The sequence below is a fragment of the Pseudomonas sp. NPDC089758 genome (genome assembly GCF_044748705.1).
In the GTDB taxonomy this organism is placed as follows: domain Bacteria; phylum Pseudomonadota; class Gammaproteobacteria; order Pseudomonadales; family Pseudomonadaceae; genus Aquipseudomonas; species Aquipseudomonas putida_X.
In genome coordinates this window covers 126,242-150,104 of sequence record NZ_JBIVGN010000007.1, presented here as the reverse complement: position 1 = coordinate 150,104, position 23,863 = coordinate 126,242, and the positions used below count along the sequence as shown (strand labels likewise).

17 protein-coding genes are annotated in these 23,863 nt (G+C 63.7%); 12 read left to right on the top strand and 5 right to left on the bottom strand.

The window, feature by feature from the left end:
- Nucleotides 1-110 precede the first annotated feature (110 nt).
- The 5 genes from ACIPZH_RS12455 (at nucleotide 111) to ACIPZH_RS12435 (ending at nucleotide 5,559) form a co-directional block, all read left to right on the top strand.
- A complete protein-coding gene (locus ACIPZH_RS12455) occupies nucleotides 111-857 on the top strand; it encodes an amino acid ABC transporter permease (protein WP_400636327.1) in 747 nt (248 codons plus the stop codon).
- Nucleotides 858-1,529 carry an amino acid ABC transporter permease gene (locus ACIPZH_RS12450; protein ID WP_241804859.1) on the top strand — a complete coding sequence of 224 codons (672 nt, stop codon included), beginning with the start codon at nucleotides 858-860 and terminating at the stop codon, nucleotides 1,527-1,529.
- Nucleotides 1,526-2,260: an amino acid ABC transporter ATP-binding protein gene (locus tag ACIPZH_RS12445; RefSeq protein WP_241804858.1), complete on the top strand. Its 735-nt coding sequence runs from the start codon at nucleotides 1,526-1,528 to the stop codon at nucleotides 2,258-2,260. The genes ACIPZH_RS12450 and ACIPZH_RS12445 overlap by 4 nt, the downstream gene beginning before the upstream one ends.
- A 69-nt stretch (nucleotides 2,261-2,329) precedes the next feature.
- The gene (locus ACIPZH_RS12440) at nucleotides 2,330-4,234 is read left to right on the top strand and encodes an ATP-binding protein (RefSeq protein ID WP_267821383.1); all 1,905 of its coding nucleotides are present in this window, start codon (nucleotides 2,330-2,332) and stop codon (nucleotides 4,232-4,234) included.
- Nucleotides 4,231-5,559 (top strand): sigma-54 dependent transcriptional regulator, encoded by a 1,329-nt coding sequence (locus tag ACIPZH_RS12435; protein WP_267821381.1) that lies wholly within the window; start codon nucleotides 4,231-4,233, stop codon nucleotides 5,557-5,559. Before ACIPZH_RS12440 ends, ACIPZH_RS12435 begins: the two co-directional genes overlap by 4 nt.
- 27 nt (nucleotides 5,560-5,586) lie before the next feature.
- On the opposite strand, the gene ACIPZH_RS12430 is transcribed toward ACIPZH_RS12435, so the two are convergent.
- Nucleotides 5,587-6,582: an alpha/beta fold hydrolase gene (locus ACIPZH_RS12430; RefSeq protein WP_400636326.1), complete on the bottom strand. Its 996-nt coding sequence runs from the start codon at nucleotides 6,580-6,582 to the stop codon at nucleotides 5,587-5,589.
- Between the two features lie 196 nt (nucleotides 6,583-6,778).
- On the opposite strand from ACIPZH_RS12430, the gene metR reads away from it, so the two are divergent.
- A complete protein-coding gene (metR, locus tag ACIPZH_RS12425; protein ID WP_400636325.1) occupies nucleotides 6,779-7,696 on the top strand; it encodes a transcriptional regulator MetR in 918 nt (305 codons plus the stop codon).
- On the opposite strand, the gene ACIPZH_RS12420 is transcribed toward metR, so the two are convergent.
- Nucleotides 7,680-8,093, bottom strand: coding sequence for an NUDIX domain-containing protein (locus ACIPZH_RS12420; RefSeq protein WP_400627785.1), 414 nt, complete (start codon nucleotides 8,091-8,093; stop codon nucleotides 7,680-7,682). The genes metR and ACIPZH_RS12420 overlap by 17 nt on opposite strands.
- A gap of 117 nt (nucleotides 8,094-8,210) precedes the next feature.
- Between ACIPZH_RS12420 and ACIPZH_RS12415 the strand changes: the two genes are divergently transcribed.
- Both ACIPZH_RS12415 and ACIPZH_RS12410 read left to right on the top strand, forming a co-directional pair.
- Nucleotides 8,211-12,485: a DEAD/DEAH box helicase gene (locus ACIPZH_RS12415; RefSeq protein WP_400636324.1), complete on the top strand. Its 4,275-nt coding sequence runs from the start codon at nucleotides 8,211-8,213 to the stop codon at nucleotides 12,483-12,485.
- Between the two features lie 100 nt (nucleotides 12,486-12,585).
- Nucleotides 12,586-14,205: an FMN-binding glutamate synthase family protein gene (locus tag ACIPZH_RS12410; protein WP_400636323.1), complete on the top strand. Its 1,620-nt coding sequence runs from the start codon at nucleotides 12,586-12,588 to the stop codon at nucleotides 14,203-14,205.
- A gap of 40 nt (nucleotides 14,206-14,245) precedes the next feature.
- Here ACIPZH_RS12410 and ACIPZH_RS12405 read toward each other — a convergent pair whose 3' ends face one another.
- Nucleotides 14,246-15,664: an amino acid permease gene (locus tag ACIPZH_RS12405; protein ID WP_241804851.1), complete on the bottom strand. Its 1,419-nt coding sequence runs from the start codon at nucleotides 15,662-15,664 to the stop codon at nucleotides 14,246-14,248.
- Nucleotides 15,665-16,057: 393 nt separating this feature from the next.
- Between ACIPZH_RS12405 and ACIPZH_RS12400 the strand changes: the two genes are divergently transcribed.
- From ACIPZH_RS12400 to ACIPZH_RS12390, 3 genes are all read left to right on the top strand, one after another.
- Nucleotides 16,058-19,195, top strand: coding sequence for a transglycosylase domain-containing protein (locus ACIPZH_RS12400; protein WP_400636322.1), 3,138 nt, complete (start codon nucleotides 16,058-16,060; stop codon nucleotides 19,193-19,195).
- A gap of 89 nt (nucleotides 19,196-19,284) precedes the next feature.
- Nucleotides 19,285-19,827 carry a PadR family transcriptional regulator gene (locus ACIPZH_RS12395; protein ID WP_241804849.1) on the top strand — a complete coding sequence of 181 codons (543 nt, stop codon included), beginning with the start codon at nucleotides 19,285-19,287 and terminating at the stop codon, nucleotides 19,825-19,827.
- The gene (locus ACIPZH_RS12390; RefSeq protein ID WP_400627775.1) at nucleotides 19,820-20,578 is read left to right on the top strand and encodes a siderophore-interacting protein; all 759 of its coding nucleotides are present in this window, start codon (nucleotides 19,820-19,822) and stop codon (nucleotides 20,576-20,578) included. Before ACIPZH_RS12395 ends, ACIPZH_RS12390 begins: the two co-directional genes overlap by 8 nt.
- A 9-nt stretch (nucleotides 20,579-20,587) precedes the next feature.
- On the opposite strand, the gene ACIPZH_RS12385 is transcribed toward ACIPZH_RS12390, so the two are convergent.
- The gene (locus ACIPZH_RS12385) at nucleotides 20,588-21,268 is read right to left on the bottom strand and encodes a Pr6Pr family membrane protein (RefSeq protein WP_241804847.1); all 681 of its coding nucleotides are present in this window, start codon (nucleotides 21,266-21,268) and stop codon (nucleotides 20,588-20,590) included.
- Between the two features lies 1 nt (nucleotide 21,269).
- Entirely contained in the window at nucleotides 21,270-21,491 is a 222-nt protein-coding gene (locus ACIPZH_RS12380) for a VF530 family DNA-binding protein (RefSeq protein WP_012313003.1), read from the bottom strand.
- Between the two features lie 168 nt (nucleotides 21,492-21,659).
- On the opposite strand from ACIPZH_RS12380, the gene ACIPZH_RS12375 reads away from it, so the two are divergent.
- Nucleotides 21,660-23,699, top strand: coding sequence for a TonB-dependent receptor (locus tag ACIPZH_RS12375; protein WP_400636321.1), 2,040 nt, complete (start codon nucleotides 21,660-21,662; stop codon nucleotides 23,697-23,699).
- Nucleotides 23,700-23,863 lie beyond the last annotated feature (164 nt).

Sequence of the window (23,863 nt, the reverse complement as noted above, 5' to 3'; positions counted from 1 at the left end):
GAATCAATCCTGCAAGCCACTCATTAGTGTCTAACCTTTCCTCCGAGGGCGCCAAGCGCCCCCGGATGCTCGAAGGTGCCCGTGAAACAACCGTCTGAGGGGAAATCCCGATGAATTACAACTGGGACTGGGGCGTGTTCTTCAAGTCCACCGGCGTGGGCAGCGAAACCTATCTGGACTGGTACATCACCGGTCTGGGCTGGACCATCGCCATCGCCATCTCCGCCTGGATCATCGCGCTGCTGCTGGGCTCGCTGCTTGGCGTCATGCGTACCGTGCCGAACCGCCTGGTAGCGGGTATCGCCACCGTCTACGTAGAGCTGTTCCGCAACGTACCGCTGCTGGTGCAACTGTTCATCTGGTACTTCCTGATACCAGACCTGCTGCCTGAAGGCCTGCAGGAGTGGTTCAAGCAGGACCTCAACCCGACCACCTCGGCATTGATCAGCGTGGTCATCTGCCTGGGCCTGTTCACCGCTGCCCGCGTGTGCGAACAGGTGCGCACCGGCATCCAGGCGTTGCCGCGCGGCCAGGAAGCTGCCGCCCGCGCCATGGGCTTCAGCCTGCCGCAGATCTACAACAACGTGCTCTTGCCGCAAGCGTACCGGATCATCATTCCGCCGCTCACCTCCGAGTTCCTCAACGTGTTCAAGAACTCTTCGGTGGCGTCGCTGATCGGCCTGATGGAGCTGCTGGCACAGACCAAACAGACCGCAGAGTTTTCCGCCAACCTGTTCGAGGCGTTCACCCTGGCCACGCTGATCTACTTCACCCTGAACATGGGCCTGATGCTGCTGATGCGCCTGATCGAGAAAAAAGTCGCCGTGCCTGGCCTGATTTCCGTGGGAGGCAAGTAAATGGAAATGGATTTCAGCGAAATCATCCCGGCCCTGCCCGCCCTCTGGGAAGGCATGGTCATGACCCTCAAGCTGATGGTCATGGGCGTGATCGGCGGTATCGTGCTGGGCACCCTCCTGGCATTGATGCGCTTGTCGTCGAGCAAGCTGCTTTCGAACCTCGCCGGTGCCTACGTCAACTACTTCCGCTCGATCCCGCTGCTGCTGGTGATCACCTGGTTCTATCTGGCCGTGCCTTTCGTGCTGCGCTGGATCACCGGGGAGGATACCCCGGTGGGTGCCTTCACCTCGTGCGTGGTGGCCTTCATGATGTTCGAGGCCGCCTACTTCTGTGAAATCGTCCGCGCCGGCGTGCAGTCGATTTCCAAAGGCCAGATGGGCGCCGCGCAAGCACTGGGCATGAACTACGCCCAGACCATGCGCCTGATCATCCTGCCCCAGGCCTTCCGCAAGATGACCCCGCTGCTGCTGCAGCAGAGCATCATCCTGTTCCAGGACACCTCGCTGGTCTACACCGTGGGCCTGGTAGACTTCCTCAACTCAGCCCGTTCCAACGGCGACATCATTGGGCGCTCCCATGAGTTCCTGATCTTCGCCGGGGTCGTCTATTTCCTCATCAGCTTCTCCGCTTCGTGGCTGGTCAAGCGCCTGCAAAAAAGGATCACCGTATGATTTCCATCAAGAACGTCAACAAGTGGTACGGCGACTTCCAGGTACTGACCGACTGCAGCACCGAGGTCAAGAAAGGTGAAGTGGTGGTGGTGTGCGGCCCTTCGGGCTCGGGTAAATCCACACTGATCAAGTGCGTCAACGCCCTGGAACCGTTCCAGAAAGGCGACATCGTGGTCGATGGCACGTCGATTGCCGACCCCAAGACCAACCTGCCCAAGTTGCGCTCGCGCGTCGGCATGGTGTTCCAGCACTTCGAGCTGTTCCCGCACCTGACCATCACCGAGAACCTGACCATCGCTCAACGCAAGGTACTGGGCCGCAGTGAAGAGGAGGCCACCAAGAAGGGCCTGGCCCTGCTCGAACGGGTCGGCCTCAGCGCGCACGCCAAGAAGCACCCAGGCCAACTCTCCGGTGGCCAGCAACAACGTGTGGCGATCGCCCGCGCCCTGGCCATGGACCCGATCGTCATGCTGTTCGACGAGCCGACCTCGGCGCTGGACCCGGAAATGGTCAGCGAAGTGCTGGATGTGATGGTGCAGTTGGCCAACGAAGGCATGACCATGATGTGCGTGACCCACGAGATGGGCTTCGCCCGCAAGGTCGCCAACCGGGTCATCTTCATGGACAAGGGCAGCATTATCGAAGACTGCACCAAGGAAGAGTTCTTCGGTGACCAAGGTACCCGCGACCAACGCACCCAGCACTTCCTCAGCAAGATCCTGCAACACTGAGCCGGCCACAGTAACCGCTGCCCAGGGCTTCACCGGGCAGCGGATGCTGGTCGTGACAAGGCCACTGTGATGAAATGCGACCCCTCGCTTCTTCTCCCTGCCAAGCCTGCCGTGAAATCCCGCCTGATCCGCCAATTGCTGCTGCCGCCCCTGATCATCCTGCTGATGGTCGGGCTGGGCCTGGCTGGCTACCTGATCAGCGAGAGCAACGGCATACGCGCTCTGAGTGAAAACGGCGAGCGCCAGCTGGAGTTGCATGCGCGTACGGTCGAAAGCGAAATCAGCAAGTACACCTACCTGCCGAGCCTGCTGGAGCTCGAAGACAGCGTCTCGCACCTGCTCACCGACCCCGACGGCGGCTCACGCCAGGCCGTCAACGAATACCTCGAAGGCCTCAACCGCCGCAGCCGCAGCCGGGCCATCTTCGTGCTCGATACCAATGGCCGGGTACAGGCCACCAGCAACTGGCGCGATGCCGACTCGTTCCTCGGTGAAGACCTGTCTTTCCGCGCCTATTTCCAGACTGCCGTGCGCGGCGAGCCGGGCCGTTTCTACGGCATTGGCAGCACCACCGGCGAGGCCGGCTATTACCTGGCCCACGGCCTTGAAGAACACGGCAAGATCATTGGCGTAGCGGTGATCAAGGTACGCCTGGACACCCTGGAAGAGCGCTGGCAGCGCGCCCGCCTGGAAGCGTTCGTCAGCGACGAAAACGGCATCATCATCCTCTCCAGCGACCCGGCGCGGCGCCTGAAGTCGGTGCGCCCCATGACCCCGCAGATCAAGGAGCGCCTGGCGCGCAGCCTGCAATATTACTGGTGGCCGCTGAACGAGCTGCAGCCACTGGCCCGTGAGACGCTCGCCGATGGCGTAGAGAAACTGACGTTCCCGGCCAACAGTGAAACCGCCCACGGCAAACCGCATGAGGTCGCCTACCTGGCGCAAACCCGGCGCCTGGTGGATACGCCCTGGCATTTCACCCTGCTCACTCCCCTGCAGGACCTGCGCCGCGAGTCGATGGTGCAAGGCATTCTGGTAGGCGTGGCGTTCGCCCTGCTGGCGATCCTGGGTATCGCCTGGAACGAGCGGCGCAAGGTGATCGCCACCCGCCTGGCTGCACGCGAAGCGCTCGAGGAGGCCAACAGCCAGCTGGAGCGGCGCATCGCTGAGCGCACTGCCGACCTGCGCGCCAGCAACGAAAGGCTCAAGGGGCAGATCCGCGAACGCCGTCACGCCGAGCAGACCCTGCGCCACGCCCAGGACGAACTGGTCCAGGCCGGCAAATTGGCCGCCATTGGGCAGATGTCCACCAGCATCGCCCACGAGCTCAACCAGCCCCTGGCGGCGCTGCGCACACTGTCCGGCAACACCGTGCGCTTTCTCGAACGAGGTGCGCTGGACACCGCCAGTACCAACCTGCGCACCATGAACGAACTGATCGACCGCATGGGCCGCATCACCGCCAGCCTGCGTTCGTTCGCCCGCCGCGGTGACGACCGCGGCCAGGCATCGCTGGCCAAGGCAGTGGAGGCCACCTTGCAGGTGCTGGCCACTCGCATCAGTGGCTGTCACCTGAAGCTGCACAGCCAGTTCGACGACCTGCAACTGGCCATTGACCAGACCCGCCTGGAGCAGATTCTGGTCAACCTGATCGGCAACGCCCTGGATGCCATGGCAACCCAGCCGGCACCTGAGCTGTGGCTGGAGGGCGAGTTGCAGGGCGACAAGTATCGCCTGCGGGTACGTGACAATGGCCACGGTATCGATGACGAGGCGCGCAAGCACCTGTTCGAACCCTTCTTCACCACCAAACCGGGCGAACACGGCCTGGGCCTGGGCCTGACCCTGTCGGCGAGCCTTGCCGCCGCCGCCAAGGGCAGCCTCAACGTCGAGCATCCTGTCAGTGGCGGAACGGCCTTCGTTCTCACCCTGCCACTGGTGTCCCCCCCTAATGAACCGGCAGAGCTCCCATGAACCAAGCGCCTCTTACCGTCCTGATCGTCGAAGACGACCCGCATGTGCTGCTCGGCTGCCAGCAGGCGCTGGCCCTGGAAGACATCGCCTGCGAAGGGGTCGGCAGCGCCGAACAGGCCCTGGAACGGATCGGCGATGACTTCGCCGGCATCGTCGTCAGTGACATCCGCCTGCCGGGTATCGACGGCCTGGAACTGCTCAACCGCCTAAAGGCGCGCGACCGCAGCCTGCCGGTGGTCCTGATTACCGGCCATGGCGATATCGACATGGCCGTCGGCGCTATGCGCAATGGTGCCTACGACTTCATGGAGAAGCCCTTTTCGCCGGAACGCCTGGTCGACGTGGTGCGCCGCGCACTCGAACAGCGCGGGCTCTCGCGCGAAGTGCTGGCCCTGCGCCGCCAACTGGCCGAAAAGAGCAGCCTGGAAGGCCGCATCATTGGCCGCTCCCCCGCCATGGAGCAACTGCGCGAGCTGATCGCCAACGTTGCCGACACCTCGGCCAACGTGCTGATCGAGGGCGAGACCGGCACCGGCAAAGAGCTGGTCGCACGTTGCCTGCACGATTTCAGCCGACGCCAGGGCCAACCTTTTGTGGCACTCAACTGTGGCGGCCTGCCGGAAAACCTGTTCGAAAGCGAGATCTTCGGCCACGAGGCCAATGCGTTCACCGGCGCGGGCAAGCGTCGTATCGGCAAGATCGAGCATGCCAACGGCGGCACGCTGTTCCTCGATGAAGTCGAGAGCATGCCGATCAACCTGCAGATCAAGCTGCTGCGGGTATTGCAGGAGCGGACCCTGGAGCGCCTGGGTTCGAACCAGAGCATTGCGGTGGACTGCCGCGTGATCGCTGCGACCAAGGCCGACCTCGATTCGCTTGGCAAAAGCGGGCAGTTTCGCAGCGACTTGTACTACCGCCTCAATGTGGTGACCCTGGAGTTACCACCGTTGCGCGAACGCCGTGAAGACGTGCTGCAGCTGTTCGAACACTTCCTGCAGCAATCGGCGCTGCGCTTCGACCGGGAAGTACCGACACTGGACAGCCAGACCCTGTCGCGCCTGATGGCCCACGACTGGCCCGGCAATGTGCGTGAACTGCGCAACGTTGCCGAGCGCTATGCCCTGGGCCTGCCGGCATTCAAGAAAGGCCCGAGCGGTGGCGCCAGCCAAGGGCTTGGCTTTGCCGAGGCGGTCGAGGCGTTCGAGCGCAATCTGCTCAGCGATGCCCTGCAGCGCACCGGCGGCAACCTCAGCCAAGCCAGCCAGGAGCTGGGCATGGCCAAGACCACGCTGTTCGACAAAGTGAAAAAGTACGGGTTGGGCTGAACGCCCACCTGAGGGGCCTGCGCACTGTCATAACCCGGCAAGGTGCGCCACGTCCTCACGATGTGACTGCAGATAAGGCAGCACGGCCCCCAGCAAGGGTGCCTTGAAGGGTTCCTGGAAACGATGTGCCAACCCCGGGATCAGCCGCAGCTGGCTACCACGGATATGCGCCGCCAGGTGCACCCCATGCATCACCGGCAACAATGGGTCAGCCGTACCGTGCACCACCAATGTCGGAACGCGCAGCTGGTTGAGTAGCGCTACCCGGCTTGGCTCGGCCAGGATCGCCATGATCTGGCGCTTGGCACCTTCAGGGTTGAACGCCCGATCATAGGCCACCGCAGCCTGCTGCAACAAAGAGGCCCGGTCATCATGCACCCGCGGGCTGCCCAATGCCGCCAGCAGGTCAGCCTGCTGCTCGATGGCCACTTCCCGGTTCGGCGCACTGCGCCGGGCCAGCAACTGCACCAGGGCTGGCGCCGGCGCCGGCAGCCCTGCCGCACCAGAGCTGGACATGACCAGTGTCAGGCTGCGCACCCGCTGCGGCGCAATCGCGGCCATGTGCTGGGCGATCATCCCGCCCATGCTCACACCCAGCACATGGAATTGGCCAATCCCCAAGGCGTCCATCAGGCGCAGCCCGTCACCGGCCATGTCGGTCAGCGTATAGGGCGCGGCAACCGGCAGGCCGAACTTGTAGCGCAACAGCTCGACCGTGAGGTTGGCCGAGGGCGGCTGTTGGTTCCAGCGCGACAGGCCAACGTCACGGTTGTCATAGCGAATGACCCGAAAGCCTTGCAGACACAAGGCCTGGACCACGTCATCGGGCCAGTGGATCAGCTGCCCACCCAGCCCCATGACCAGCAGCAACGCAGGGTCCTGCGGCGCGCCGACACTTTGGTAAACCAGGCTCAGATCGCCCGCCTCGGCCCGTTGGACCGGGACATGAGTGTCACAACGCTGATCGGCGAAGCTCGCTGGCACGCTGAGAAGGAACACGAAAAAAAGCAAAAAAGCCCGCATGAAAGAAACACCAGAATGCAGATCCCCAGTAGAGCGCGAGTCTGATGAAATTCATTCGGGCGCGCTGCCACAGTTGCGTGACAATTTGATGAACCCCGCCCAGTGGTGCGGCGCAAGGTCCAGTCGACAGCCAGCGCAACATGAGAGAAACTCAACTCATTCGCTGTTCACACAAATTATGCTCTCGGAGTCAGCCGTGCTGGAGATCCGCCACCTGAAAACCCTTCATGCCCTGCGCGAGGCCGATAGCCTGGTGGAGGCCGCAGAACGGCTGCACCTGACCCAGTCGGCACTGTCGCATCAGTTCAAGGAGCTTGAAGAACGCCTGGGCCTGCCGCTGTTCGCACGCAAGACCAAACCTATCCGCTTCACCAGTGCCGGCCTGCGCTTGCTGCAGCTGGCAGATGCCACCCTACCGCTGCTGCGCAGCGCCGAACGCGATATCGCCCGCCTGGCGGGGGGTACTGCCGGGCGCCTGCACATGGCCATCGAATGCCACAGCTGCTTCCAGTGGCTGATGCCCACCATTGACCAGTTCCGCAATGCCTGGCCGGAAGTGGAGCTGGACCTGGCGTCAGGCTTCGCATTCGCGCCACTGCCCGCCCTTGCCCGTGGCGACCTGGACCTGGTAGTAACCTCCGACCCACTGGACCTTGCCGGCATCACTTACGTACCGCTGTTCACGTATGAAGCCATGCTCGCCGTGGCCAACCAGCATCCGCTGGCCAACAAGCCTTACATCGTACCCCAGGACCTGCTCGACCAGACGCTGATCACCTACCCGGTGGAGCGCGATCGGCTGGATATCTTCACCCGCTTCCTGGAACCGGCCGACATCGAGCCGGCGGCCGTACGCACCTCGGAGCTGACCGTGATGATGATGCAACTGGTGGCCAGCGGCCGCGGGGTCTGCGGCATGCCGCACTGGGCGCTGCATGAGTACAGCTCGCGCGGCTATGTGAAGGGCAAACGCCTTGGCGAGAAAGGCCTGTTCGCCACGCTGTATGCGGCCGTGCGCACCGACATGCTCGATGCCCCCTACATGCGCGACTTCCTGCTCACCGCCAAGGACACCTCGTTCGCCACGCTCGATGGGGTCAGCGCGGTACGCTGAGGGCCTTGCGGTAGAGCGGCAGTATCAGGTCGCGGGTCAGCGGCGCCAGCTCAGGCATCGATTCCTGGTCTGCGGCCAACCAGAGCACTTCCTCGATTTCCGCCGCCGGGACCACGGTCTCGGCGCTGTCGACCCGGAACAGCTCGGCCTGCACCTCGTAGCCAGGTTCGTTGGCGGCCGGGGCGCTGAAACGGCCCATCGGGATGGCCTGAGCAGGGTCAATGCACACCCCTAATTCCTCCTGCAGTTCGCGCACCAGCGCCTGCAGCGGCGTTTCCCCCGCATCGATCTTGCCCCCAGGCTGCATGAACGCCTGGGTACCCCGTTTGCGTACCAGCAGGGTTCGACCCGATGGGTCGATCAGCAGGGCAGCGGCAATGCGGATAACGTTGGGCATGGTCAGGCTCGCTCTTGAAAGCCGCTGAGGATCCCATAGGGCCCTGTTACCGGGCAAGGCGGTTGCACAGACGAACGGTCCCTTGCCAATCCGCCAGCGACCCTCCATAACCTTCTCATGAACCTGCCTGCCCAACAGCACCCCGTGCTGGAGCTTTTCCACCCCGCGATCGGCACCTGGTTCCGTCGCCATTTCGCCACGGTCACCGACGCCCAGGCCCGCGCCTGGCCGTTGATTCACGCGCGCCAATCGACGCTGCTGGCAGCGCCGACCGGGTCGGGCAAAACCTTGAGCGCCTTTCTCGCGGTGCTCGATGAACTGTTTCGCCAGGGCCTTGAACACGCGGGCGAACTGCCTGCGCGAACCCAGGTGGTGTATGTTTCGCCGCTCAAGGCACTGTCCAACGACATCCGCCTGAACCTGCAGGCGCCGCTGGAGGGCATCAGCCAGGCACTGGTAGACCAGGGGCTGACGCCCCCACGCATCACCACTGCCGTACGCACCGGCGACACGCCGCAAAAAAAGCGCGCGGCCATGCGCAAGCTGGCCCCACACATCCTCGTGACCACACCTGAGTCGCTGTACGTACTGATGGGGTCTGCCTCGGGCCGTGCTGGCCTGAGCGGCGTGCACACGGTGATCGTCGATGAGATTCACGCCTTGGCCGGCAACAAGCGCGGCGCGCACCTGGCCCTGACCCTGGAGCGCCTTCAGGCGCTCACCGGGCGCGGGCTGCGGCGCATCGGGCTGTCTGCGACCCAGCGTCCGGTGGAGCGCGTGGCAGCCTTTCTGGTTGGCCACCAACGGCCCTGCGCGGTCGTCGATATCGGCCACACCCGCCAGCGCGACCTTGCCCTTGAAGTGCCCCCTGTACCCTTGGGCGCGGTGATGGCCACGGATGTGTGGAACCTGGTCTATGATCGCCTGGCAGCGCTGGCCCGCGAACACCGCACCACGCTGGTCTTCGTCAACACTCGGCGCCTGGCCGAGCGCCTCACCCGCCACCTCAGCGACCGCCTTGGCCACGAGGCCGTGGCCGCACACCACGGCAGCCTGGCCAAAGAGCTGCGCCTGGATGCGGAGCAGCGCCTGAAAAACGGCCAGTTGCAGGTGCTGGTGGCCACCGCTTCCCTGGAGCTGGGCATCGATATCGGTGATGTCGACCTGGTTTGCCAGATCGCCTCGCCAGGCTCTATCGCCGGCTTTTTGCAGCGGGTCGGCCGCTCCGGGCATCAGGTCGACGGCATCCCCAAAGGGCGCCTGTTCGCCACCTCGCGGGATGACCTGATCGAGTGCACCGCCTTGCTCGACTGTGTGCGCCAGGGCGAGCTCGACCTGTTGCACATCCCTCAAGCGCCACTGGACGTACTGGCTCAGCAGATCGTCGCCGAAACCAGCAACCAGCCGTGGCAGGAACAGGCATTGTTCGACTGCCTGCGCCAGGCAACGCCCTACACAGCGCTGGACAGCAAACATTACCAGGCCCTGCTGAGCATGCTCGCCGAGGGCTACAACGGGCGCCAAGGCATCCGCAGCGCCTACCTGCACCGCGACGCAGTGACTGGCACCTTGCGCGGGCGCCGGGGTAGCCAGCTGGCCGCGCTCACCAGCGGCGGGACCATCCCCGAAACCGCCGACTATGCAGTGCTGCTGGAGCCGCAGGCGCTGAACATCGGCAGCGTCAACGAAGACTTTGCCGTGGAGAGCATCGCTGGCGACATCTTTCAGCTGGGCAATGCGTCCTACCGCATCCTGCGGGTGGAACCCGGCCGGGTAAGGGTCGAAGATGCCCAAGGCCTGCCGCCGACCATTCCGTTCTGGCTTGGCGAGGCGCCGGGACGCAGTGATGAACTGTCCGCCGCCGTTGCCCGCCTGCAGGCACGCATCGATGAGCAGTTGGGGCTGAGTAACGGCGTTTTCGCCCCAGTGCTGTCTTGGCTGCAGCGTACCTATGCACTGGACGAGGCCTGCGCCAGCCAACTGCTCGATTACCTGGGCCGTACCCGTGAAGTGCTGGGCGCCCTGCCCTCGCAGAGCACACTGGTGATGGAGCGCTTCTTCGACGAGTCCGGCGGCACCCAGTTGATCATCCATTCGCCCTATGGCAGCCGCATCAACCGCGCCTGGGGCCTGGCCCTGCGCAAACGGTTCTGCCGCACGTTCAATTTCGAATTGCAGGCGGCAGCCAGCGAGGACGCCATCGTGCTGTCGCTGTCGACCAGCCACAGTTTCGAACTGGACGAAGTGTGGCGCTACCTGTCCAGTCGCAGCGCCGAGCAGATACTCATCCAGGCCCTGCTTGAGGCCCCGTTGTTCGGTGTGCGATGGCGCTGGAACGCAGCCGTGGCGATGGCCTTGCCCCGCTACGTCGGGGGGCGCAAGGTCGCGCCACAGGTCCAACGCATGAAAAGCGAAGACCTGATTGCCGCGGTCTTCCCCGACCAGATCGCCTGCCTGGAAAACATCGTCGGTGAACGGCAAATTCCGGATCACCCGCTGGTCGAGCAAACCCTCGACGACTGCCTGCACGAAGCCATGGACAGCGAGGGCTGGCTGGCCCTGTTGAGGCGCATGGAGAGTGGCCAGGTGCGCTTGCTGTGCCGCGACCTGCCGGCCCCCTCGCCGCTGGCCTCGGCCATCCTCAATGCCAGGCCTTATGCCTTCCTTGACGATGCCCCACTGGAGGAGCGCCGCACCCAGGCGGTACTCAACCGGCGCTGGAACGAGGTGCACAGTAGCGATGACCTGGGCGCGCTGGACGCCGATGCCATCAGCGCTGTCCAGGCAGAGGCCTGGCCGCAACCCGGCAGCGCCGACGAGATGCACGAAGCCTTGATGACCTTGGGCGCCGTCAGCCAGCACGAAGTCCAGGCCAACCCGGGCTGGGCCTTGCTGCTGCGGCAACTGGCCAAGGCAGGCCGAGCGTTACGCTTGCCCGACCAGCACCTGTGGCTGGCCCGCGAGCGCCTGAGCCTGCTTCAAACTGTGTACCCGGATGCACGCCTGGAGCCCGAGCTCAATGTGCTCCCTGGCTTCGACCAGGCCCTGGACCCGGACAGCGCTCTGAGCGAGCTGCTGCGCGCCCGCCTGAGCGGCCACGGCCCCCTGACCCTGGCGCAGATCGCCGCACCACTGGGCAAGCCGCAGCCAGCCATCGAACAGGCATTGGCCCGCCTGGAAGCAGAGGGCTACGTACTGCGCGGCCAGTTCAGCCCGGGAGAGGTCCAACGGCAATGGTGCGAACGCCACCTGTTGGCGCGTATCCATCGCTATACCGTCAAACGCCTGCGCCGGGAGATCGAGCCGGTAAGTCTGCAGGACTTCATGCGCTTTCTGTTTGACTGGCAGCACCTGGCGGCCGACGAAAAACTGCGTGGGCCTCAAGCCGTGGCCGAGGTGCTCGACCAGTTGCAGGGGTTCCCTGGCGCGGCTGGCGCCTGGGAGGCAGAACTATTGCCGGCAAGAATCAAGGACTACAGCGCGCACTGGCTCGACGAGGTGTGCCGCAGCGGGCAGTTCGCCTGGAGCCGCCTGGCGGGCAAGGTGTCGAGCAGTACGCTGGCGAGTACGCCGCTGGTGCTGCTGCCACGTCAACACCTGGGCTTGTGGCGCAGCCTGGTGCCTGCGCCGGCTCTGGATGAGCTGAGCCCGCGTGCCACACGTGTGCACGAAGTACTGCAGGCGCACGGTGCACTGTTCTTCGACGAATTGACCCAGCAAGCCCACTTGTTGCCCAGCGAGCTGGAAACAGCGTTACAGGAATTGGTCGGTTCCGGCCTGGCGAGTGCCGACAGCTTTACAGGGCTGCGTAGCCTGATCACCCCGGCGGCGAAACGCTCAGCGCGCACCAGCCGGCGCGGCCATGCGCCGATCTCCACCAGCATGGCGCACGCCGGGCGCTGGGCATTGTTACGCAGGGGCAATGCCGAAGGTGACCACGGGCAACGGCTGGAACACGTCGCTCGCACCCTGTTGAGGCGCTATGGCGTGATCTGTTGGCGGCTGCTGGCGCGCGAAAGTGATGTGCTGCCACCCTGGCGTGAGCTGCTGCGTTGCTACCACCGGCTTGAGGCGCGCGGCGAGATTCGCGGCGGGCGCTTCATCGCCGGCTTGGCCGGTGAGCAGTTCGCCCTGCCGGAGGCAGTCGGGCTGCTGCGCCAGGTGCGCCGACGCGAGATGGAGGGCGCGCTGGTGGTGGTCAGTGCCAGTGACCCGCTGAACCTGATCGGGTCGCTGCTGCCCGGAGCGAAGGTACCGGCGGCCGGCGGCAACCGTGTGTTGTACCGCGATGGCGTGCCGGTGGCCGCGCGAGTCGCCAACCGATACACCTACCTTGTGCAAACCACGGATGACGAGCAGCAACGGTGGCGGCAGAGACTGCTGCGCGAATGATTTTCGATAAGCCGATTTTCATGTTCAGCGCTGCCCAACCGGGCTATGGTCGGGGTTTCCCCAGGCCCTGAGCCTGACCGCGCCATCGTAAGGACCCCGTATGAGCCTGTCACTTCTCAGTCGCTACGCAGTGTTTGCCGCCTGTGTTCTGTTCACCCTGGCGAGCCTGCCGCTGCTCCACCACCAATGGCTGTGGCCATTCACCCTGACCACGGCCGTGCTCAGCCTGATCGGCCTGTTCGACCTGCTGCAGCGACGCCACGCGGTACGCCGCAACTACCCGATACTGGGCAACATCCGCTACCTGGTCGAGGGTATTCGCCCGGAGATCCGCCAGTACCTGCTGGAAGCCGACAGCGATGCCCTGCCCTTTTCCCGCGCGCAACGCTCGCTGGTGTACGCGCGGGCCAAGAACGAGGCGTCGGACAAACCCTTCGGTACGCTGATCGACGTGTACGAGTCCGGCTTCGAGTTCATCGGCCACTCCATGCGCCCGGCGCCGCTGGCCGACCCTGCAAGCTTTCGCATCCACATTGGCGGACCGCAGTGCAGCCAGCCGTATTCGGCATCGATCTTCAACATTTCTGCCATGAGCTTTGGCTCGCTGAGCGCCAATGCCATCCGCGCGCTCAACCAAGGGGCCAAGCTGGGCAACTTCCACCATGACACCGGCGAAGGCAGCATCAGCCCCTACCACCGCGAACACGGCGGCGACCTGGTGTGGGAGCTGGGCAGCGGCTACTTCGGCTGCCGTACGGCAGACGGGCGCTTCGACCCCGAGCGCTTTGCCGCCCAGGCGCGCAGCCCGCAGGTGCGGATGATCGAGATCAAGATGAGCCAGGGCGCCAAGCCCGGCCACGGCGGCATCCTGCCCAAGCACAAGGTAACCCAGGAAATTGCCGAGACCCGCGGTATTCTCATGGGTGAGGACTGCATTTCGCCATCGCGCCACAGCGCCTTCTCCACCCCCATCGAAATGATGCAGTTCAGCGCTCAACTACGTGAGCTGTCCGGCGGCAAGCCGGTGGGCTTCAAGTTCTGCCTGGGCCACCCCTGGGAATTCATGGGCATCGCCAAGGCCATGCTGGAAACCGGCATCCTCCCCGACTTCATCGTGGTCGATGGCAAGGAAGGCGGTACCGGGGCAGCCCCCGTGGAGTTCACCGACCATATCGGCGTGCCGCTGCGCGAAGGGCTGCTGTTCGTGCACAACACCCTGGTTGGTCTGAACCTGCGCGACAAGATCAAGCTCGGCGCCAGCGGCAAGATCGTCAGCGCCTTCGACATCGCCAGCGTGCTGGCCATCGGTGCCGACTGGGCCAACTCAGCGCGCGGCTTCATGTTCGCCATCGGCTGCATTCAGTCGCAGAGCTGCCATACCAACAAGTGCCCCACTGGCGTCGCTACGCAAGACCCGTTGCGCCAGCGTGCGCTGGTGGTCCCGGACAAAGCCCAGCGGGTAGTGAATTTCCACCACAACACCTTGCGCGCCCTGGCAGAAATGCTCGCAGCGGCCGGCCTGGAACACCCGGCGCAACTGGAAGCCAAGCACTTGGTGCGGCGCACCTCGGCCACCGAAATCAAGCTGTTCTCACAAATGCATGTGTTCTTGAAACCGGGGGAGTTGCTCAATGGCGAGGTGAACGGGCAGTTCTATTCGCGGATGTGGCAACTGGCGCGGGCGGACAGCTTTGAGCCGCACGATGAGGTGGCGGCCTGAGGGAACGCGGGGGCCGCTTTGCAGCCCCTGCAGTTGCAGATCAGGAAGCGGAACTGGCTACCCCTTGTACTGCTTTGGGCGCCAGGCGCAACGTGTAGTACAGCACCGTCAGCAGTGCCAGGAACGCCGGCCCGATGTACAGCGCCACACGGGTATCCTCGAAGTACGCCATCAGGCCCACCACCAGTACCAGGAAGGCCAGTGCCAGGTAGGAGCTCAGCGGCCAAAGCCACATGCGGTACTTCAAGCCCTTGCGCTCGGCGGCCGATAGCCCGGCGCGGAACCTGAGCTGCGCCAGCAGGATCATCACCCAGGTCCAGATCGCGCCGAAGGTGGCGATCGATGTCACCCAGACGAACACCTTCTCCGGCACCAGGTAGTTGGCCAGCACACCCAGCAGCAAGGCGCCGATGGACAGCAGCAACGCGTTGCGTGGCACACCGCTTTTTGAAGTACGCGCGAAGACAGCCGGCGCCTGGCCATTTTGCGCCAGGCTGTAAAGCATGCGCCCGGTGCTGAAGATACCGCCGTTGCAGGACGAAAGGGCGGCGGTGATCACCACGAAATTGATGATGCCGGCGGCAGTCTTGATACCCAGGCGCTCGAAGGTCATGACGAACGGGCTGCCCTGGCTGCCGATTTCATTCCACGGGTAGATCGACAGGATCACGAACAGGGCACCGACGTAGAACAGCAGAATGCGCCAGAACACCGAGCCAATGGCCTGCGGGATTGTTTTTTGCGGGTTGCGGGCTTCGCCGGCCGTCAGGCCGATCATTTCCACGCCCAGGTAGGCGAACATGACCATCTGCAACGACATCAGCACACCGGTCACGCCGTTGGGCATGAAGCCGCCGTTGCTCCACAGGTTGGAGATGCCGACTGCCACACCGTCGTTGCCCAGGCCGAAGGCGATGATGCCGATGCCGCCCAGGACCATGGCGATGATGGTGACGATCTTGATCAGGGCGAACCAGAATTCGAACTCGCCGAACGCCTTGACCGCGATCAGGTTCACCGCGCCCATGCTGCCCAGCGCCGCCAGGGCCCAGATCCAGCGCGGCACGTCCGGGAACCAGATGCCCATGTAGATCGCCACGGCGGTGATTTCCGCAACGCAGGTCACCAGCCACAGGAACCAGTAGTTCCAACCGGTCAGAAAGCCCGCCAACGGGCCAAGGTAGTCTTGGGCATAGCGGCTGAATGACCCGGCGACGGGGTTGTGCACGGCCATCTCGCCAAGGGCGCGCATGATCACCAGGATCGCCAGCCCCCCGATGATGTAGGACAGCATGATCGCAGGGCCGGCCATCTCAATGGCTTTGGCCGAACCGAGGAACAGACCGACGCCGATACAGGCGCCCAGCGCCATCAGGCGGATGTGCCGTTCGCCCAGTTCACGCTTGAGCGGGCCGCCTTGTGCGGTCTCGCCATGGGCAGGGTGGTTGCCGACTGGCATAGCAATACAACCTCATTTTGTTATTGGATTAGACCTTCGTGCAGCGCCGGCCATGCCGATAGGCGTGGCGTTGGCTTGCCAGGCTGGCCTTGTGGGCCGGCCCGTGTGCCGGTGTAGAGCGGCCCGGCAGGGCGAAGGGGCCGAGCAGTATAGGAAGCTCGCTGTAGGGCTTTTCACTATAAATAACCAAAAATTTGGAGAGAAACCCGCACGTCTGCTGCAGCCTCCTGGCTCACCCCAGCTACCCCGGCAACAGGGTTGTATGAAAAAACTCACACCAAAGGCGCAGAGGGCACATGAGGTTTCTGCACTTTCTACAAATTTTTCACCTACTGCCTTCAACGTCTAAGCTTCAGACAAGCAAGACGAAAATACCTGGCCGGATTGAAGACTATGGGCGCACTGTGGCAATCGGAACCATCCAGAACGGAAGCACCCGAAACACCTCTGGCCGAGACGCCGCAGCCAAAGCCCCCACGTCAGCGTCGGCTTTGGTGGCGGCTGATCCTGCTGATCCTGCTGGTCGCGATCATCGCCATCGGCTTCGCCGCCTATGACGAGTTCCGTACATCCGACCTGCAGTCCCGCGAATTCAGCAAGCTGGCCAGCACCCTGACCTATTCGCTGCAGCCCGGCCCCAGCGATGCCATCGTCTACCCCGGCGAGGGGCCGTTCGACAAACGCCTGGGCTATAGCGCGCTGGGCGAGTTCCTGCCGCGGCTGCTCAAGCGCGACTACCTGATCAGCGAGCAGGTACGGTTTTCGCCTGCGTTGATGAATTACGTGGATCACGGCCTGTTCGCCCCCTACATCGAGAAAATCCAGGCCGGATTGTCGATCACCGATTGCCGCGGCGAGACGCTGTACCAGTACAACTACCCGCAATACCTGTACCCGAACTTCGCCGCAATCCCACCCGTGATGGTCAACAGCCTGCTGTTCATCGAAAACCGCGACCTGCTGGACCCGAAAGACCCGCAAAACAACCCGGCAGTCGATTGGCCGCGCTTCGCCAAGGCCGCCTACAGCCAGGTGGCCAAATACCTGGCCTTGCCCGGCCAGTCCGCCGGTGGCAGCACCCTGGCCACGCAGCTGGAAAAATACCGCCACTCACCGGACGGCCTGACTGTCTCCGGTGCCGAGAAGATCCGCCAGATGATTTCCGCCAGCGTCCGTGCCTATCAGGGCGGGCCTGATACCACCGAAGCCCGCCAGCGCATCGTGCGCGACTACCTCAACAGCGTGCCGCTGTCGGCGGTGCCCGGCCATGGCGAAGTGCATGGCATGGCCGAAGGCCTGCGTGTGTGGTACGGCGCCGATTTCGACCAGGTCAACCAGGCCCTCACCTCGACCGCAACAGACCCCGACAGCATGGCCGCACGCGGCTTGGCCCTGCGTCAGGTACTGTCGTTGATGATTGCCCAGCGCCGCCCCTCGCATTACCTGACCAAGGGCCGCGTCGAGCTGGCCGAACTCACCGATTCGCACATCCGCGTGCTCGCTGCCAACGGCATCATCGATCGCGCCCTGGCCGACGCAGCCTTGGCCAGCAAGGCGCTGTACCGGGACTGGGTGGCACAGCCAACCATCGTTCCGATCATCACCAACAAAGGCATCAGCCTGGCCCGGAACCGCCTGTCAGGCATGCTCAACCGCCCGCTGTATGACCTTGACCGCCTCGACCTCTCGGCAACGAGCACCTTGCAGGCCGACCTTCAGCTACAGGTCAGCCAGTACCTGAAGAACCTCTCCGATCCTGAATTCGCTGCACAGATTGGCCTGATCGGCGAGCGCCTGCTCACCAGCAAGACCACCGACCAGGTGCGCTACAGCTTCACCTTGTTCGAGCGCACTGCCGATGGCTCACGGGTGCGGGTGCAGACTGACAGCACCGACCAGCCCTTCGACATCAACGAAGGCAGCAAGCTTGAGCTGGGTTCGACGGCCAAGCTGCGAGTGCTCACCACCTACCTGCAGATAATCGCCGAGCTGCACGACAAGTACGCCGGCATGCCAGCCGCCGAGTTGAAGAAGGTCGAGGTCGCCGAACTCGATCGCATCACCCAATGGTCGCTGGAATGGCTGGCGCAGAACAGCAAGAACCAGAGCCTGGATGCCATGCTCGACGCGGCGCTGGAGCGCAAGTACTCGGCCAACACCGGCGAAGCGTTCTTCACCGGCGGCGGCATGCACGTGTTCAACAACTTCCGCAAGGAGGACAACAGCCGCAACCCGACGCTCAAGGCAGCCCTGCGCGAGTCGATCAACCTGCCCTTCATTCGCCTGATGCGCGACCTGGTGCGCTATGTGACCTACCAACAGCCATTCAACCGCGTGCCACTGCTCAAGGACGATTCGGACCCGCGCCGCCAGGAATACCTGGCACGCTTTGCCGACAAGGAAGGCACCAGCTACCTGATGCGCTTCTGGCGCAAGTACCAGCGCAAAACCTCGCAGCAACGCCTGGATACCTTCCTCGACAGCATGCGCGTCACACCGCAGCGCCTGGCCGCAGTACACCGCTATCTGTTCCCGGCAGCGGGCCAGGAAACATTCAATGCTTTCGTGCGCGCGCACCTCAAGGAAGACAAGCGCGCCCTGAGCAAACTTACCGATGGCCGCCTGGCAGAGATGTACGAGGCCTACGGCCCAGGCAAATATGACCTGCCCGACCAAGGCTACATCGCCAAGGTTCACCCGCTGGACCTGTGGCTGCTCGGCTACCTGCTGAAGAACCCGAGCGCCTCAATCACAGAGATGGTCAATGCCAGCCGCTTCGAGCGTCAGGAAGTCTATGGCTGGTTGTTCAAGAGCCGCCATCAGGGTGCCCGCGACAGCCGTATCCGCACCATGGTGGAAATCGAAGCCTTCCTCGATATTCACCGGCGCTGGAAGGGCGTGGGTTACCCGTTCGACCACCTGGTGCCGTCGCTGGCCACCGCCATCGGCAGCTCCGGCGACCGGCCGGCGGCGCTTTCCGAGCTGGTCGGCATCATTCAGAACGACGGTGTGCGCCTGCCCACACTGCGCATCGATACGCTGCACTTCGCCGCCGATACGCCTTATGAAACCAAGCTGAGCAGCGACCCCGACCGTGGCCAGCGAATTCTCCCCGTGGAAGTCGCCCGGGCACTCAAGGGTGCCATGTCGCAAGTGGTCGACGCAGGCACGGCGCGGCGTATTTCCGGCAGCTTCAAGCTGCATGACGGCACCCCGCTGGTGATGGGCGGCAAGACCGGCACCGGCGACAACCGCATCGAAAGCTTCGGCGCCGGTGGCCGGTTGATCGGCTCGCGTTCGCTGAACCGCACCGCCACTTTCGTATTCTTCCTCGGTGACAACCACTTCGGCACGCTGACCGCATTCGTGCCCGGGCGCTCCGCGGAGGCGTTCAAGTTCACCTCGGCGCTGCCGGTGCAGGTGCTCAAGGGTATGGCGCCGATCCTCATGCCCTACCTTGAGCCTGGCAATCCGAACGAGTGCAAACCAAGGAAGATTGCGATGCTCCCGAGTAACCCATCTAATATTTGAATGATAACCATCGGCATTTGACCGCTTGTGTTTAGATATATCTTGAGTAATATCTTGCGATATATCTAAACACACGGAGCCTCGCTGCCATGCGTGAACATTCCGCCCACGACCCTTTCGAGCGCCGGCCCGGCCGGGGTGAACGCGGCCCACGGGTATTCGCCCCCGGCGACCTGAAGCTGTTGATGCTGTCGCTGCTGGCCGAGCAACCTGGGCACGGCTATGACCTGATCCGCCAGATCGAGAACTTGTTCGATGGCAGCTACACGCCCAGCCCCGGGGTCATCTACCCCACCCTCAACTTTCTCGAGGAAGCGGAGCTGATCTACGGCCAGGTGCAAGGCAGCAAACGTCTCTACGCCATCACCCAAGCCGGTAGCGCAGCCCTGGCTGACCAGGCCGTGGCCCTGGACGGCGTGCGCATGCGCATCGAAGTCGGCAAGCGCGCCCTGCGTGGTCACGACCGCCCACCAGAAATTCACGAAGCCGTCGGCAACCTGCGCCACGCCCTGCATATGCACAGCGGCCGCTGGACACCGGAAGAAATCGAGCGGGTCCGCGCCCTGCTCAACGACACTGCCAAGGCCATCGCCGACGGGCCGGCCCCTGCTACGGAGAACCTCCATGAGTGACACCATCCACCGCGTCAATCACGAAATCCGCCAGCGTCGCCTGCAGGTGCTGCGGGTCACCGACCTCACCCCGCGCATGCGCCGCATCACCCTCACCGGCCCCGAGCTGCAAGGCTTCACCAGCCTGGGCAGTGACGACCATATCAAGCTGCTGTTCGCCGAAAACACCGAACAACAGCAGGCCATCGACGCCCGCAACATGGGCCGCGACGGCGGAGCGCGGCCCACCATGCGTGAGTACACGCCGCGGCGCATCGACCTGGCCAACCAGGAACTGGACATCGATTTCGTCCTGCACGGCGATGGCCCTGCATCCACCTGGGCCGCACAGGCTGAACCGGGGCAGACGCTGAACATTGCCGGGCCACGGGCTTCGATGGTGGTCCCGGACATCTTCGACAGCTACCTGCTCATTGGTGACGAAACAGCGATTCCGGCCATCGGCCGTCGCCTTGAAGAACTGCCGGCAGGCCGGCGGGTACTGGCGATCATCCAGATCGAAGATGAGCAGGAGCGCCAAGCGCTGCCGAGCAAGGCTGAGGTTGAAGTGATCTGGGTGAAGCGGGATGAGGATCTACTCGCGCTGGTGCAGGGGTTGAGCTTGCCTGAGGGCAAGCTGTACAGCTGGGTGGCACTGGAGAAATCGCTGACCCGGCAGGCCAAGGCGCTGCTGCTGGAGAAGGGTGCCCCCGAAGATGCCCTCAAAGCGGCTGCCTATTGGCGGGCAGAAGGCACAGCGGACGACGAATGACCTGTGGTGTCAGGCCCGGTCCTTTCGCGGTTTCACCCGCGAAGGGGCCTGCACCGGCCTGGCAAGCCAGCGCCCGCGCCAACAATCGAGCCCGAGCAGTACCAACGCAATGGCCCAAAACCCGGCCAGCACGCCCAGAGCATTGAGCATGACCTGCCCGTAGCCAAGGCTTGCAACGTCTATGAACGGATACGGGTAAACCCCGATCTCACTCCCCCGCCACAGTGCATAGCCAAAGTAGACCGCCGGGTACAGCGCCCACGGCCCCAGGTGCCAGAGCCGCAAATGCCCCTTGGGCACGGCGAACCACCAGTACACAACGTAAAGCGCCGGCATCACATCGTGCAGCAGTTCGTCCGCCAGCCATTGCCAACCCTGGGGTTGCCACAGGTGCCGCAGCAGCACGCTGTAGGCCAGCGCCACCAGCACGATGCTGGCGGCCACAGCGGAACTTACCGAAGGCGAAAGGAACAAGCGCTTGGCGCGCGATTCCCGCCCGAACGCCGCATAGCTGAGCACCGTCGCCACCAGGGTATTGGTCAACACCGTGAAATAGCCAAACACATTGATCAGCCCGCCGATCAGGCTCGCCGCTTCCTGCCAGCGCGCCAGCAGCACCAGGTAGACCTGCACAGCGAGGCCCAACCAGCCAAGCACTGCGGCCAGGGTCAGCCAGGGATGACGCGGCATCTCAGGCGTTGCGCTGCAGTTTCACGTACAGCTGCTCGACCTTCTCCCGGGCCCAGGGCGTCTTGCGCAGGAAGGTCAGGCTCGACTTGATGCTCGGGTCGCTCTTGAAGCAGCGCACATCCACGCGTTCGGCCAGGCCCTGCCATTGGTAGTGCGCCACCAGCTCGGTGAGGATCTGCTCGAGGGTCTTGCCGTGCAGCGCATTGTGGTTGGCCGTGCTCATGCCAGTACTCCCGCGGATAAAAAGATGCGCACATTACACGAGTGTAGTGATGAAGGGGGCGCAGCACTGCCATTACAAAAACCACTGGCAAGCGATGAAACCTCTGTGCTGAAATAGGTACGTTATACAGTAACAAAATATTGCCTCTGCCAAGGACCGCTACTTCCCATGTTGTGCTCTCCCCTACGCCTCTCTCCGCTCGCCGTTGCGCTTTTGCTCGCCTCATCACCCAGCCAGGCTGTTGAGCTCGATCCCCAGGTCATCACTGCCAACCCTCTGGGCAACCGCGAACTGGCTGCTCCCACCACCGTGCTCGAAGGCGACGACCTGCTGCAGCAGCAGCACGGTAGCTTGGGCGAAACCCTCAACAAACAGCCCGGCGTCGCCTCCACCTGGTTTGGCCCAGGCGCCAGCCGCCCGGTGATTCGCGGCCTGGACGGTGACCGTATCCGCATCCTGCGCAACGGCGTCGGCGCCCTCGACGCTTCGGCGCTGTCTTATGACCATGCCGTGCCACTGGACCCGGTCACCGTCGAGCGCGTCGAAATCGTCCGGGGCCCCGCCGCCCTGCTCTACGGCGGCAACGCCATCGGTGGGGTGGTCAATACCTTCGACAACCGCATCCCCGATGCGCCCATCGAGGGTATTCACGGTGCCGGCGAACTACGCTACGGCGGTGCCGATACCACGCGCAGCAGTGCCGGCAAACTGGAAGCCGGTGACGGCACCTTCGCCCTGCACCTGGATGCCAACAGCCGCCAGTTCAACGACCTGCGCATCCCGGGCTACGCCCGCAGTTCCAAGGTGCGTGACGCTGACGAGCCCGGCAGCAAGCACCGCCTGGAAAACAGCGACGGTCGCCAGGATGGCGGCGCAGTGGGCGGGTCCTACCACTGGGATCACGGCTATGCGGGCCTGTCCTACAGCCGCTACGACAGTAACTACGGCTCAGTGGCCGAGTCCGGCGTGCGCCTGGACATGAAGCAGGATCACTACGGCTTCGCCTCGGAACTGCGTGACCTCGATGGCCCCTTCAGCTCGGTCAAGCTCGATGCCGGTTACACCGATTACGAGCACAGCGAAATCGAAGAAGGCGAAGTGCACACCACCTTCAAGAACAAGGGCTATGAGGCGCGGATCGAGGCCAGGCACCAACCGATCGGCCCTCTGGAAGGCGTGATCGGCGCCCAGGTCAGTCGCAACGAATTCTCGGCACTGGGTGAAGAAGCCTTCGTGCCGCACACCGATACCGATAGCCTGGCGTTGTTCATGCTCGAGCAATGGCAGGCCACCGAACGGCTCAACCTGAGCCTGGGTGCGCGCCTGGAACACACCCGCGTCGACCCGGATGCCAAAGGCAACGAAAACTTCGTCGATGCCGACAGCGCCAGCAGCTTCAATGCCCTGAGCCTGTCGTCGGGGGCGGTGTATCAACTCGACCCGGTCTGGGCGCTCGCTGCAAACGTCGGTTACACCGAGCGGGCCCCGACCTTTTACGAGCTTTACGCAAACGGCGCCCACGTCGCCACCGGGGCTTATGAAGTCGGCGACGCCAGCCTGAACAAGGAAAAAGCCCTCTCCGCCGACCTGGCGCTGCGCTTCGACAATGGCACCCACAAGGGCAGCGTCGGGGTGTTCTACAGCCACTTTCGCAACTACATCGGCCTGATTGGCACGGGCACCCTGCGCGAGGGCCATGACCACGATGATGGCGACGACGACCATGATCACGACGATGGCGGCTTCCCTGAGTATCAGTACCGGGGCGTACGGGCGCGCTTCTACGGCCTCGAAGCCCAGGACCGCTGGCAGTTGGTCGAAAACCGCTACGGCAGTTTCGCCCTGGAGCTGTCGGGCGACTATACCCGTGCCAAGAACCTCGACAGCGGCGAGCCGCTGCCGCGTATCGCGCCGTTGCGCCTGAACAGCGCACTGGTCTGGGAGCGGGACCGCTGGCAGGCGCGTGTGGATGTGCAGCATGCCGCGTCGCAGCATCGCAAGCCGGCGAACGAGACCAGCACCGAGGGTTACACCACCCTGGGCGCGAGTGTCGGCTATCGCTTCGATATCGGCCAGAGCCAGTGGCTGGCCTTCGTGCGCGGTGAAAACCTGACAGATCAGACCGTGCGTTATGCCAGTTCGATTCTGCGCGATATCGCGCCGGCGCCGGGGCGCAGCGTCGAAGTGGGCCTGCGTACAACCTTCTGACCACCTAGGGGCGCGCTGCGCCCCTTTCGCTCACTGTTACCGCTGCGGCAACAATCAACTGCGACAATTTGTCTTTTTTTCTTACAAGTTCCCCTATATCCTCCCCGCCGCAAGCTGAATCGCTTCACTTACCTCACCTGTCGCCATTTCCATCGAAGAGCTCG

Bases quoted from the DNA above. Each gene is read 5' to 3' on its own strand.
- ACIPZH_RS12455 (WP_400636327.1), top strand. From the start codon at position 111: ATGAATTACAACTGGGACTGGGGCGTGTTCTTCAAGTCCACCGGCGTG.
- ACIPZH_RS12450 (WP_241804859.1), top strand. From the start codon at position 858: ATGGAAATGGATTTCAGCGAAATCATCCCGGCCCTGCCCGCCCTCTGG.
- ACIPZH_RS12445 (WP_241804858.1), top strand. From the start codon at position 1,526: ATGATTTCCATCAAGAACGTCAACAAGTGGTACGGCGACTTCCAGGTA.
- ACIPZH_RS12440 (WP_267821383.1), top strand. From the start codon at position 2,330: ATGAAATGCGACCCCTCGCTTCTTCTCCCTGCCAAGCCTGCCGTGAAA.
- ACIPZH_RS12435 (WP_267821381.1), top strand. From the start codon at position 4,231: ATGAACCAAGCGCCTCTTACCGTCCTGATCGTCGAAGACGACCCGCAT.
- ACIPZH_RS12430 (WP_400636326.1), bottom strand. From the start codon at position 6,582: ATGCGGGCTTTTTTGCTTTTTTTCGTGTTCCTTCTCAGCGTGCCAGCG.
- ACIPZH_RS12420 (WP_400627785.1), bottom strand. From the start codon at position 8,093: ATGCCCAACGTTATCCGCATTGCCGCTGCCCTGCTGATCGACCCATCG.
- ACIPZH_RS12415 (WP_400636324.1), top strand. From the start codon at position 8,211: ATGAACCTGCCTGCCCAACAGCACCCCGTGCTGGAGCTTTTCCACCCC.
- ACIPZH_RS12410 (WP_400636323.1), top strand. From the start codon at position 12,586: ATGAGCCTGTCACTTCTCAGTCGCTACGCAGTGTTTGCCGCCTGTGTT.
- ACIPZH_RS12405 (WP_241804851.1), bottom strand. From the start codon at position 15,664: ATGCCAGTCGGCAACCACCCTGCCCATGGCGAGACCGCACAAGGCGGC.
- ACIPZH_RS12400 (WP_400636322.1), top strand. From the start codon at position 16,058: ATGGGCGCACTGTGGCAATCGGAACCATCCAGAACGGAAGCACCCGAA.
- ACIPZH_RS12395 (WP_241804849.1), top strand. From the start codon at position 19,285: ATGCGTGAACATTCCGCCCACGACCCTTTCGAGCGCCGGCCCGGCCGG.
- ACIPZH_RS12390 (WP_400627775.1), top strand. From the start codon at position 19,820: ATGAGTGACACCATCCACCGCGTCAATCACGAAATCCGCCAGCGTCGC.
- ACIPZH_RS12385 (WP_241804847.1), bottom strand. From the start codon at position 21,268: ATGCCGCGTCATCCCTGGCTGACCCTGGCCGCAGTGCTTGGCTGGTTG.
- ACIPZH_RS12380 (WP_012313003.1), bottom strand. From the start codon at position 21,491: ATGAGCACGGCCAACCACAATGCGCTGCACGGCAAGACCCTCGAGCAG.
- ACIPZH_RS12375 (WP_400636321.1), top strand. From the start codon at position 21,660: ATGTTGTGCTCTCCCCTACGCCTCTCTCCGCTCGCCGTTGCGCTTTTG.